Below are 12,294 nucleotides of genomic sequence, written 5' to 3' on the forward strand. Positions count from 1 at the left end.
AAGAGGTCCCCAGCCCGGGCGCCGATGAGGTTCGAAATCCGGCAGACCGTTTATGTGCGCCCGCGGTGAACTACGTGGAGTGAACGAGGTCACGTTGCAGGTCGCGGAGGGGCCGCTCGACGAAACCGTCGTTCGGATCGCGCTCGCCGGCGCGCTCGGGCTGTTCCTGGGACTCGAGCGCGAGTGGTCACAGAAATCTGCCGGGATCCGGACCTTCTCGCTGATCAGTCTCCTCGCCGCCGTCTTCACGATTCTCGTACTCGAGACGGACATCGGAGAGAGTTTGCTGATTCTCGGTGGACTGCTCGTGATCGTCCAGGGAATATTGCTCGCCACGCAGGGACTCATGGGCGACGAGGAGGCCGGGCTCTCGCTGACGACGTCGGTCTCGATGCTCGTCGCCTACGGCGTCGGTGCGCTCGTGGCAGCCGGGTTCATTATCGAAGGCATCACCGTCGCCGTACTCTCGTCGCTGCTGCTCGTACTGAAGCGGGAACTCCACGAGTTCGCGTGGGGGCTCTCTCGGGAGGAGATGCGCTCGACGGTCGAGTTCGCCATTCTCGCGTTCGTTATCTATCCGCTGCTCCCGGCCGAGACGGCCCTCGATCTCGGCGGCCTGACGATCCCGCTCGAGCCGCAGGTTATCTGGCTGATGGTCGTCGCGGTCGCCGGTATCGGGATCGTCAACTACGCGATCGTCTCGACGTACGGCGGTCGCGGTATCGCCGTTACGGGCTTTTTCGGCGGGCTCGCCTCGTCGACGGCCGTCGTCGGGACCATGCTCGATCACGTTCGCCAGCGACCGGAGGCCGCTTCGTACGCCGTCGCCGCAATCTTGTTGGCGAACGCGGCGATGGCCGCGCGGAACCTCGCGATCGCCGTCGGTTTCACGATCGGCAGCGGCACCGCCGTTCTTCTCGAAGCAATCGTTCCGCTCGGAGCCGTCATCCTCGTGGCGTTCGCTATCGCCGGACTCACGGCCGACTGGAGCGAATCCGGTGCGATGGAGCTCGAGAGTCCGTTCTCGATGAAGAACGCGCTCGCGTTCGGCGCCGTCTTCCTCGTCGTGCTCGTGTTCGGGTCGCTCGCGGAGACGTGGTTCGGGACGCTGGGTTTCTACGCGACCGCCGTCGCGAGCGGTTTCGTCTCGAGTGCGGGTGCGACCACGTCGGCCGTCGTCCTCTACCGCGGCGGACAGCTCACCGCTCCGGAGGCGACGATCGCGATCCTGCTGGCGACGGTCTCGAGCATTCTGGTCAAGGCCGCGCTGGTGGCAACCTCTTCGAACCACCGCTTCCGCAACCAGGTCGCAGCCTACAGCGCGTTGTTGCTGCTCGGCGGTGCGTTAGCGACCCTGGTCGTCGTCATCTAACGGCGACGAACAGGTCGGACATGTTTAATTGATGCGGTCCAACAGGACTGCATGGACCGCGATACGGTCGAACCCGAGGTGGAGACGATTCCCGGTGAGCGAGCGAAACGGTGGGCCGAGTACCACCACCAGTACGCCGCTCCGAGCACGTACGTCTACGAATTCGTCTGGGACGCCCAAGCCGAGGCGACCGGTCCGTTCTGTACGGACGTCGACGGCAACGTCCTGCTCGACTTCACGAGTCACGTCGCCGCCGCCCCGCTCGGCTACAACAACCCCGTCATCCGCGAGAAGCTCGAGGAGTTCGATCTCGTCGATCCGCTGAAGATCGCCGGCCAGGACTTCTACGTCAGCGGCGGCTGGCCGCCGGAGGAACCCGAGTTCCCCGGCCCGACCCAGCTTCAGGATCGACTGATCGCGATGACCGACCACTACGACATGGATCGGGTCTTCCTCTCGAACTCCGGCGCGGAGGCCGTCGAGAACGCGATCAAGAGCTGCTACGCCGCCGGCGGCCACCGCGCGTTCACCTTCGACGGCGCGTTCCACGGCCGCACCCTGGGTGCCCTGTCGCTCAATCGTTCGAAGGCCGTTCACCGCACCGGCTACCCCGAAGTGCCCGGCGTGATCAGCGTCCCCTATCCATCCACACGGGAGGCCTACGAGGCAGACTGGCGGACCGACGGTCCCGGCGGGAACGTCATCGCCGACAAACTCCATCCCGACCGCGGCGTCGTCGACCCCGCGGAGGTCGCGTACATCATCCTCGAGCCAATCCAGGGCGAAGGCGGCTACCGCGTCGCCCACCCCGAGTTCGCTCGCGACCTCGAGGAGCTGCGCGAGCGCTACGACCTGAAGATCATCGCCGACGAGATCCAGTCCGGGCTGGGTCGAACCGGCGAACTCTGGGGCGTCGATCACCTCGATCTCACGCCCGACGTCATCACCAGCGCGAAGGGGCTTCGCGTCGGTGCGACCATCTCCCGGTCGGACGTCTTCCCCGAGGAGACGGGACGACTCTCGTCGACCTGGGGTGCCGGCGACGTGATGGCCGCGATGCAGGGCGTGCTGACGATCGATACCATCCACGAGGAGAACCTCCTCGAGAACGCCCGCGAGCGCGGCGACCACCTCCGGAGCCGTCTCGAGGAGTCCGACGCGCCCGGACTGATCGACGTCCGCGGACGCGGGCTGATGCTCGCCGTGGAGTTCGATACCAAGGAGCGACGGGAAGCCGTCGTCGAGGCCGCGTTCGAGCGCGGGCTGCTCACGCTCGGCTGCGGCTACAAGACGCTTCGACTGCTGCCGCCGCTCGACGTTACCGAACGGGAGATCGACCTCGGTGCGGATCTCTTCCTCGAGGCGATCGACGACGTCGCCGCGGAGATCCGGACGCCATCCTCGTAGGATCGCGTCGCTTCGTACCGATTCGCTTCCCCACGAAAGCCGCACGCTCTTGCCGTCACCGGTGCTACAGTAGCCACTATGATCGGTGCACTCACCGTGGGGCAGAAAGCAGTAAAATTCGGCTACAAACGCTACGGAGTTCCGGGTGCGGTCGCCGCAGGAGGGGCCGTGCTGGTCGGATACGTCGCCGTCCGGCGGGCGCTGAACGCGGCCGCCGACTCCGATCGCATCAACGAATCCGTCGACGTCGAACTGCTCCAGTCCACGGCCGAAAACGAGGGACTGGAGGCGATAGCCGATCCCGACCTCCTCGACGAGGCGATCGATCCGGAGGGACAGGGCTCTTCGGTCGCGATGAACGACCTCGAGTCCGAGAACGCCGACGACCTCGACGCCGGTTCGATCGACGATATCGACGACCTCGACGACAGGTCGACCGACGACGCCTCCGACGACACGCGGGACGACTCGAACGGAGAGCGATAGCGACCGGCGCTAATACCGACGCAGTCGGCCCAAAAAGGCGTATTCGACGGCCGGCGAGATCGGTTTCCGGGCGTCGAGGGTGGCGTTCACTGCGACGAAGGCGTCTTCGTCGGCTATCGGCACTTCGACGCCGCCGGCCGGGAGCCGACGTATCCGTTCGATCACGGTCACAGCTACGCCGAGTTCGAGGACGCCGACGCGCGGATCGACGACGGCATCGTTCGCGTCACCGTCGAGAACACGGCGGAACGCGACGGACGGGAGGTCGTTCGAGTCTACGTTCGTCCGCCGGCGGTCTCGAACGCCGACCGACCGGTTCGCGAACTCGCCGACTTCGAGAGCGTTGCGGTCGCCGCTGGCGAAGGCGAATCAGTTGCGATCGATCTCGACGAACGAGCGTCGACGAGCGAGCGCTGGCCCGCTACGACGAAGCTGACGGCTGGACGGTCGATTCTGGCAAGTACGCCCTCGAGATCGGCCGTTCCTCGCGGGACGTTCGTGGGACGCTTCGGATGGACGTCGACGGTCGGTTTCGAGAAATGGTTCGTCGTTCGCTCGCTCCGGCGGCTGACTCGAGGGACGACCGCCGCTAACGGTCCCTGAGTTCCGCGACGTGATCGATCCGCTGCTGGACGAGGTCGGGTTTGCCGATGTCGTGGCGCATGTGGAGTCCTTCTTCGCCGGCGACTGCGAGCGCGTCCTCTGCAATTTCCTCGGCCTCAGTGATCGAGTCGGCGAGACCGACGACGGCGAACGAACGCGAAGTGGTCGTGTAGACGCCGTCGTCTCGCTCGTCCACGCTGGCGTAGTACAGCAGTGCGTCGCCCGCACTCTCCTCATCTACTTCCACCTTCGCGCCCGCCTCAGGATCCGTCGGGTACCCCTCCGGTACGGCGTACTTGCAGACGGTCGCCTGGGAGGCGAAGGAGAGGTCCGGCAGCCGTTCGCCGTCCCGGGCGGCGGTCAGGATCTCGAGGAAGTCGGACTCGAGAACGGGGAGCGTGTTCATCGCCTCGGGATCGCCGAAGCGGGCGTTGAACTCGATGACCTTCGGCCCCTCCGCGGTGAGCATGAACTGGCCGTAGAGGATCCCGCGGTAGTCCTCGAGCGCGTCGGCGGTCCCCTTGATGATCGAGACGGCCTCGGCGTAGTCCTCCTCGGTCATGAACGGAAGCTCGAAGGTGGCGTCGGAGTAGCTCCCCATCCCGCCGGTGTTGGGTCCCTCGTCGCCCTCGTAGGCGCGTTTGTGGTCCTGCACCGCGGGGGCGGTCCGGACCTCGTCGTTGGCGACGAACGCCTGGATCGTGAACTCCTCGCCGACGAGCCGTTCTTCGAGGACGATCCGGTCGTAGTCGGAGTCGCGGATGTACTCCTTGCCCTCCTCCGGGGTGACCTGGTCGCCGATGACCTTCACACCCTTGCCGCCGGTCAGTCCGGCGGGCTTGATCGCGAGGTCGCCGTCGTACTCGTCGATGAAGTCGCAGGCGGCGTCCGTGTCGTCGAAGGTCTCGAAATCCGGACAGCCGGGGATCTCGTTCTCGGCCATGAACCGCCGCTGGAAGGCCTTGTCCGTCTCGATCCGGGCGTCGGCTTCCTTCGGTCCGAAGGCGTAGATGCCCGCGTCCTCGAGTTCGTCCGCGACGCCGGACTCGAGGGGCGCCTCGGGGCCGACGACGGCGATCGTCGCCTCGACTGACTCGGCGTACTCGCGGACGGCCTTGGGGTTGGTCGTCTCGAGCGTCTCGAACTCGGTCGCGATCCGAGCGATACCCGGGTTTCTGTTACCGGCGCAGGCGTAAAGGTCGGCCTCGCTTTTCTCGAGCGCACGCGCGATGGCGTGTTCGCGGCCACCGCCACCGATCAGGAGCACCGTCTCTGTCATGGTCGATAGCGGAACGCACGAACCTGTAAACGTTGCTCTTTCTTCGAGTGCGTATTATGCACGAACGCGACCAGGGCCGGACAGTCGAATCAACGAAACGACTATACAGCCGCCCACAACTGTCACGTGCGTGAAACGCCGTCCGTTCCTTCAAGCGATTGCAACCGGAGGTGCCCTCCTCTCGGCCGGCTGTGTGGAATCGATCCCGTTCACGACGACACGACTCGAGTCGGAGGACGTGTTCGAGGAGCACTGGTACGAGGAGACGGAACTGATCGTCCAGTTCCGCGAGGACGTCGACGTCGAACGCGCAGTCCTGACCGAACTCGGGACCGACGAGGAGTACGAGACGGTCGAACGGCCCGGTTCGACCGTTCGATTCCCGGTCGTCTTCCCGGAGCGACGGGAGACGTACCTCTCTCGTTCGTTGCGCGTCGCAGCCGAAACGCCTGACGGAGAGGCTCCGCTGAGGGTGGGAGGCCCGGTCCACGCGTACGTAGACGTGGTCGAATCCCTTCTGGACGGTCGAGCCCGACTCGAGATCGAAAGCCAAACCGACGCACCGCTGCTCGTCGGGTTCGTCGGCATCTACGGCGACGTCCCGAACCCGACGGCCGACCCGCAGAGCGATTCGTTCGACCGGTCGACGCTCGAGACAGGACCCGGCGTCGTCGGCGTCGGCGAGAACCGGCCAATGTCGCCGTCCAGAACCGATCTCGTCGTTCCGCCCGGAGAGACCCGGTCCTTCGAGACGACGTACGCGCCGTTCGCGTTCCCGAACGACGCCGACGAGATCGACTGCGACGGTACCGAACGCCGGGGGCAGATTGCGGTCGTCCACGGCTCGGGGGGCAGCGCCGCCTACGGCTTCACGTACCGTCTCGAAGGCGACCCGGAGGCCCTGGACGGGGACGCGACGGTCTGTGACGGACTCGATTCCGGGTGATCGGCGGAAACTGCTCTCTCGCAGACGCCGACACGGCGGTTCCGCGACCGGTCGGTTCAAGGTATCAGCATCAAATACGGTCGATATGAACTCGGCCGGTCCTCCGCCGACGAAACGCGAGAACACGAGTTACGAACGACACGGCGACATCGTCGAGGATCCGTACCTCTGGCTCGAGAACGGCGGCGAGGCGGTCGACGAGTGGGTCGATCGACAGAACGAGTACGCCGACGCCTTCCTCGAGTCGGTCGACGTCCGCGAGGAGTTGCGACCCCGGTTCGAGTCGCTCGCGCGGACGATCGACTACGGGACGATCACGGCCGCTCCGGCGGGCTACTTTCAGGAGGTCGAACACCCCGAGGACGACCAGCCGGTCCTGTACTTCCGGGAGTCGCTCGAGGACGAGCGGGAGGTCCTCGTCGACCCCAACGAGTTCAGCGAGGACGCCACGAAGTCGATGGGGTGGTGGACCGTCTCGCCGAACGGCGAGCGCCTCGCGTACGGCGTCGACGAGGGGGGCAACGAGCTGTACGACGTGGCCGTCGTCGAAGTCCTCTCGGGAACCGTCGTCGAGGAGCTGTCAGACCTCGGCCGCGTGAATCCCGGAATGTTCGCGTGGACACCCGAGGGATTCTACTACGGTCGCACCGGTCTGGTCGACGAGGCCCAACTCGAGAAGGCGATCCGCTACCACGAGCACGGCGACGATCCCGACGAGGACGAACTCGTCCGCGAGGTCGACGAGCCGTCCACGTGGCCGCTTCTCTCGACGGATCGGGACGGAACCCACCTGCTCGTCGCGCTCGTGACCGGCTGGGAGCGAAGCGACCTGCTGTACGTCGAGGTCGGCAAAACCGATCTGACGTCCGTCATCACCGATTCGGAACACTTCTACACGCCGTTGATCCACGGCGACACGGCGTACGTACGAACCGACCTGGACGCACCGTACTACCGATTCCTCGAACTCGATCTCTCGGGCGACGTCGGCGAGGTCGACCCCGCGGAGTTGCCCGAAATCGTCCCCGAACGCGACGCGATCGTCACGGGTGCGACGATCGCGGACGATCGCCTGCTGGTCCAGTACGAGCGCGCGGCGGTCTCCGAACTCGAGGCGTTCGACCTCGGGGGCGACCACCTGCGCTCGATCGATCTGCCCGGGACGGGGACGGTGACCGGGCTAAGCGGCAACCGCGACGCGCCCGAGGCGTTCTTCAGCTACCAGTCGTTCGACCACCCGCCCGCGGTGTTCCGCTACGACCTCGACGCGGACCACGCCGAGGAACTGGACCGACCCGACGTCGCCCTCGAGTTCGACGTGACCGTCGAACAGGTCCGGTACGAGTCGGCCGACGGGACCGAGGTCCCGATGTTCGTCGTTCATCGCGCCGGCCTCGAGCGCGACGGCGACAACCCGACGCTGCTGTACGGCTACGGCGGCTTCGAGAACAGCCTGACGCCGGGCTTCCAGAAGTTCGGCCGCGAGTTTCTCCGCTCGGGCGGGGTCTACGCCCAGGCGAACCTCCGCGGCGGCGGCGAGTTCGGAAAGGAGTGGCACGAGGCGGCCCGCCACGAGCACAAGCAGAACACGTTCGACGACATGATTGCCGCCGCGGAGTACCTGATCGACGAGGGGTACACCTCGAGCGAGCGGCTGGCGATCCAGGGCGGCTCGAACGGCGGGCTAACCGTCGGCGCCGTGCTGACCCAGCGGCCGGACCTGATGACGGCGGTCTGCTGTCACGTTCCCCTGCTCGATATGCTTCGCTTCCACAGCTTTCTGCTCGGCGCGTCCTGGACGAGCGAGTACGGGTCGCCCGACGATCCGGAGGCCTACGAGTGGATCGAGGAGTACTCGCCGTATCATAACGTATCGGGCGGCGAGGACGGCCCCGAGTATCCGGCCGTCTTCTTCAAGACCGCCGAGGGCGACACTCGCGTCCACCCGGTTCACGCCTGGAAGATGGCCGCCCGCATGCAAGCCGTCGCGGACGGCGGCCCGTTCCTCTGCAAGACCAACCGCGACACCGGTCACGGGACGGGCAAGCCGACCTGGATGGTCGTCGAGGAGCAACTGGACGTCTGGTCGTTCGTCTTCGACCGGCTCGAGGGCGACTACGTCGAGCCGTAGTCCGGACGCGGAGTCCCACGGTCGTCGCGTTTCGAACGCCCGACGCCTCCACGCGATCGATCGAATCGACTACAGTCGGTCGCTCGACGCATTCTGTTGCGACCCCCGGTACTATGACGGCCACAGGTGTAGGCCGGGTACATGTCCGAGGGGGCCTCCCGCTATCGGTGGCGATTCGTCGTCGCCGCGGCGCTCGCCGCCGGTCTCGCCGGCACCTACCAGTTCGTCTGGCCGGTGCTCCGGGATCCGATCGTCACCGAGTCCGGCGCCTCGAGCGTCACGATCGGGACCGTATTCACCGTCCTGGTCGTCACCCAGACGCTCGCGGCGTTCCCGTCGGGGTGGGTCCGCGACCGCGTCGGGCCGCGGATCCCGATGCTGGTCGCGACGCTGTTCGTCGTCGTCGGCTACGCTGGCGTCGCGCTCGTCCCCGGGGTACCCGAACTCTACCTCTGGTTCGCGATCGGCGGCGCGGGCGTCGGCATCGCCTACAACGTGGCGATCAACACGCCCGCGGAGTGGTTCCGCACCCGCCGCGGGCTGACGACCGGCGTGGTGAGCATGTCGTTTAGCCTGACGAGTTTCGTCCTCGTTCCGGTCCTCCGCTGGAGCGTCCACGCCGACTACGCCGCGACGATGCTCGCGCTCGCGGCCGCGGCGGGCGCCACCTCGCTGCTCGCCGCGCTCGTCCTCCGAGACCCGACGCCCGGAGGCGGAGCCGTCGACGCGACCGCGACCGACGGCGGAACCAGGCCCGTCGGTGACGATGCCTCCGCCGAGCCGGAACGAGTCGTCCCCTGGAGGGCGATGATCCGAACCCGTGAGTTCTGGCTACTGTATGCGATCTTCGTCGCCGTCAACGGCGTGGGGCTCATGGTCCTCGAGAAGGCGGTCACCTACGGGAGCCAGCTGGGTTTTACCGGGGCCCAGGCGACCGCTGCGGCGGCGGTCATCGCGCTCGGGCAGGGGATGGGCGTGCTCTTCGGCGGGGCGGCCTCCGATAAACTCGGGCCGAAACGAACGATCGCCGGCTCGCTGTTCCTCTCGGGGATCGCCGTCTGCGGGATCGTCTCGGCGGACCAGCTCGGCCTCGGCTGGGTCTTCGTCGCCTGTGTCGGGCTCGTGATGTTCTTTCGGAGCCCCGCGTTCGGCATCCTGCCGGGCGTGGTCAACCAGCGCTACGGACAGGCGTACGCCTCGGAGAACTACGGCGTCATGCTCACGGCAAAGCTCTGGGGCGGCGTCTTCGGCGGCACCCTTACCAGCCTGCTCGTCGCGCGGGTCGGCTGGTCCGCGACGTTCCTCGTCGGCGCGGCGCTGGCCCTCGGCGTCGGTGCGCTCGCGCTCGTCGCGTTCCACCGTGAAACCGCATGAGCGGGACGGCCAAGAGCTACGAGTAGAACAGTGGCGGCCGGCGATCGCCGCCGTACTCGCCGTCAGGCAGGTAGGCGTCCAGCACGTCGACGTCCTCGTTCCCGAGAAGTTGATCCAGCACGTCGATCGCACACGCCCGGTGTAACGGCTGGTTGTCGTTCCCGCACTGGTCGTCCATCACGCAGGCCGGACAGCCGTCGGCGCGGCCGCAGTCGCAGTCGGCGATCAGGTCGCGCGCCCGCACCGCGACCGCCTCGAAGTTCTCGTAGATCGCCCGCGCGAAGCCGAGCCCGCCGTCGATCCCGTCGTAGATGAACCAGCCGCTGACCGGCTCGCGCTCGAGGCCGTTCGCGATCTCCCGAACGGTGGCCTCGGCCGCGGCGACGTTCCGGGGTTCCGCACCGCTCGCCGTATCTCCGGATTCCGCGTTCGGCTCCTGCTCGAGGTGCGAGTCGATCGAGAGCGTCGCGAGTCCGCCGAGGTCGCGCTTGTCGACCATCAACTCGAGCGGGGCGACGCCGATCGTCGCGTGCTCGGCGGCGTGGAGGCCGCCGGCGTAGCCGAGGTGTGCGGTCTCGGCGAGGTCGCCGTCCATCTCCGGCACCGAAAAGTCGCGATACTTCTCGACGAGTGCGGTCTCGACGCGGTCGGGCACCTCGAGCCAGCAGAGCTGCGTCTCGATCGACAGCGGCGGGTTCTCGGTCGGGATCCCCTGCTCCTTCTTCTCGCCGCCGTGGACGGCGACCTCGTCGTAGGTGCCGTGGTAGACCAGCACCCGGCCGGAGCCGAAGTGGAGCGTGAACGCACCGACGTCGCGGGACTCCTCCGAGACGGCGTCGAGAACCGTCACGTCGGTTCGGGTCCGCGTGTAGTAGTCGACGTCCGTCGGCCGGAGCGTCACTGTGGGTCGCGGCGAGCTACGGTCGACCTCGCACACCTCGTACTGCTGACCCTGGTGAAGCCTGACCGCTCCTTCGTGGAAGTCCCGCAGAACGCGCTCCTCGGCGAGGGGCTCCATCCCCGGGTCGTGCGCCTCGTCGACGCCGTCCGCGAGTTCGACCTCGTACTCCTCTCCCGACGTCGCGTACAGCGAGATCGATCCCTGCGGCCGCGGCGGGCCGACGTACGAGACGCCCGTCTCGAGGTGGCCCGCAAGCTGGCCCGCGCGCCGCCACATCTCGACGGCGCGCTCGAGGCGCTCGCGGTCGGCGAACTCGTCGGCGTCGGCCTCCTCGAGCGCGAGTTCGTCGGCCGCACACCGGAGATGTCGAGCGAAGACGGCGTCGTTGTCGACGTCGACGACCGCGTCCTCGACGTCGCTCTCGAGCAGGTAGTCGGGATTCGAGACGACGTACTGGTCGAGGGTTCGGTGATCGGCGACGAGCACCGAGAGCGCGCGCTTGGTGCCACGGCCCGCGCGGCCGATTTGCTGCCAGAACGACTGTCGCTGACCGGGATAGCCGAGCTGGACCGTCGCGTCCATCTCGCCGACGTTGATCCCCAACTCGAGGGCGTTCGTCGAGGCGACGCCGTCGAGGATGCCCGTTTTGAGCTGGTGTTCGGTGCCGTGGCGGTTGGCCCGCGAGTGACCCGCGTGGTAAGGCTGGATCGCGCTGCCGCGGTCGGGGTTCGTGTAGTACCGCCGTCGGTCGCGGCGGTGTTTCGACGCGCGCTTGACCGAGAGTTCCGCCAGCTTTCTCGAGGGCGTAAACAGCAGCGTCTGGGCGTCGTGGTAGGTCAGGTGCGAGAGCAGTTTCGGCGCCTCGACGGTCGCCGGGACCCGCTCGACGATGGCGTCCTCCGTCTCGTCGGTCTCGCCGCCGCCCTCCTCTCCCTCCTCACCGTCCTCGCTCTCTCGCGCACGAGGCGGGGGATTCCAGAGCACGAGATCCCGCGGCCCCGTCGGCGAGCCGTCCTCGTCGACGACGGCGACCGGTTCGTCGATCAGCGCGCTCGAGTGCGCTCCCGGATTGCCGATCGTCGCGCTCGTGAGGACGAACTGCGGGTCGGCGCCGTAGTAGTCGAGGACGCGCTTCAACCGGCGGACGATCCAGGCGACGTGCATGCCGTGGACGCCGGTGTAGGTGTGGGACTCGTCGATCACGAGGAGGTCGCAGGCCGAGAGGAATCGCGCCCAGCGGTCGTGATCGTGCAGGTAGGTGTTCACCCCCGCGAAGTTCGAAATCACGACGTCGGCGTCCTCGCGGATCCGCCGGCGCGTCTCGCCGGACTCGGTGTCGCCGTCGTAGACCCGAACCGAAATATCGAGTCCGAGATCGTCGAAGAAGTCGTTCAGTTCCCGCTCCTGGTCCCGCGAGAGCGCCTTCGTGGGGTAGAGCACGTACGCCGTCGCGTCCTCGTTTCGAGCGCGCGCCTCGAGGTAGTTCCGGGCGATCTGGAGGGCGTAGATCCGGGTCTTGCCCGATGAGGTGCTCGTCGCCGCGCACACGTTCTCGTCCCGTCCGAGCGCGGAGAGCGCTTCGGCCTGGTGAGAGAAGAGGTCGTCCTCGAGCGGCCCGGCGAGTTCGGGTCGGAGCACGTCCGCGTTCGGGGCCGTCGCCGCCGAACGGCCGGGAATCTCGAGGACGGAGACGTCCCCCTCCTCCCGATACCGGGGGAACGTGTCGATCAGCTCCTCGCCGGTGATCGGGATCGTTTTCGAGGAGTTGGTCCGCTCGTCGTCTTCGGTGTGCATA

At 67.1% G+C, this 12,294-nt stretch carries 9 protein-coding genes; 7 read left to right on the forward strand and 2 right to left on the reverse strand.

Annotated elements, in window-relative coordinates:
* Positions 1 to 79: 79 nt before the first annotated feature.
* From NED97_RS06875 to NED97_RS06890, 4 genes are all read left to right on the forward strand, one after another.
* Complete coding sequence (locus NED97_RS06875) at positions 80 to 1,372, forward strand: MgtC/SapB family protein (RefSeq protein WP_252489972.1); 1,293 nt, start codon at positions 80 to 82, stop codon at positions 1,370 to 1,372.
* 51 nt (positions 1,373 to 1,423) lie between these two features.
* Entirely contained in the window at positions 1,424 to 2,779 is a 1,356-nt protein-coding gene (locus NED97_RS06880) for an aminotransferase class III-fold pyridoxal phosphate-dependent enzyme (protein ID WP_252489973.1), read from the forward strand.
* Positions 2,780 to 2,857: 78 nt separating this feature from the next.
* On the forward strand, positions 2,858 to 3,265 hold the full coding sequence (locus NED97_RS06885) for a hypothetical protein (protein ID WP_252489974.1): 408 nt from the start codon (positions 2,858 to 2,860) through the stop codon (positions 3,263 to 3,265).
* Between the two features lie 216 nt (positions 3,266 to 3,481).
* On the forward strand, positions 3,482 to 3,868 hold the full coding sequence (locus NED97_RS06890; protein WP_252490588.1) for a fibronectin type III-like domain-contianing protein: 387 nt from the start codon (positions 3,482 to 3,484) through the stop codon (positions 3,866 to 3,868).
* Here NED97_RS06890 and purD read toward each other — a convergent pair.
* Positions 3,855 to 5,147, reverse strand: a complete 1,293-nt coding sequence (purD, locus tag NED97_RS06895) for a phosphoribosylamine--glycine ligase (protein ID WP_252489975.1) — start codon at positions 5,145 to 5,147, stop codon at positions 3,855 to 3,857. The genes NED97_RS06890 and purD overlap by 14 nt on opposite strands.
* Before the next feature lie 130 nt (positions 5,148 to 5,277).
* Here purD and NED97_RS06900 point away from each other — a divergent pair, with 130 nt between their 5' ends.
* The 3 genes from NED97_RS06900 to NED97_RS06910 all read left to right on the forward strand — a co-directional run bounded on the left by NED97_RS06900 (position 5,278) and on the right by NED97_RS06910 (position 9,598).
* Complete coding sequence (locus NED97_RS06900; RefSeq protein ID WP_252489976.1) at positions 5,278 to 6,093, forward strand: hypothetical protein; 816 nt, start codon at positions 5,278 to 5,280, stop codon at positions 6,091 to 6,093.
* Between the two features lie 85 nt (positions 6,094 to 6,178).
* Positions 6,179 to 8,224 (forward strand): prolyl oligopeptidase family serine peptidase, encoded by a 2,046-nt coding sequence (locus tag NED97_RS06905; protein WP_252489977.1) that lies wholly within the window; start codon positions 6,179 to 6,181, stop codon positions 8,222 to 8,224.
* Between the two features lie 141 nt (positions 8,225 to 8,365).
* The gene (locus NED97_RS06910) at positions 8,366 to 9,598 is read left to right on the forward strand and encodes an MFS transporter (RefSeq protein ID WP_252489978.1); all 1,233 of its coding nucleotides are present in this window, start codon (positions 8,366 to 8,368) and stop codon (positions 9,596 to 9,598) included.
* 16 nt (positions 9,599 to 9,614) lie between these two features.
* Here the strand turns inward: NED97_RS06910 and NED97_RS06915 are convergent, their stop codons facing one another.
* A complete protein-coding gene (locus NED97_RS06915) occupies positions 9,615 to 12,293 on the reverse strand; it encodes a DEAD/DEAH box helicase (protein ID WP_252489979.1) in 2,679 nt (892 codons plus the stop codon).
* Between the last annotated feature and the right edge of the window lies 1 nt (position 12,294).

This window comes from Natronococcus sp. CG52 (genome assembly GCF_023913515.1).
GTDB classification, from domain to species: Archaea; Halobacteriota; Halobacteria; order Halobacteriales; family Natrialbaceae; genus Natronococcus; species Natronococcus zhouii.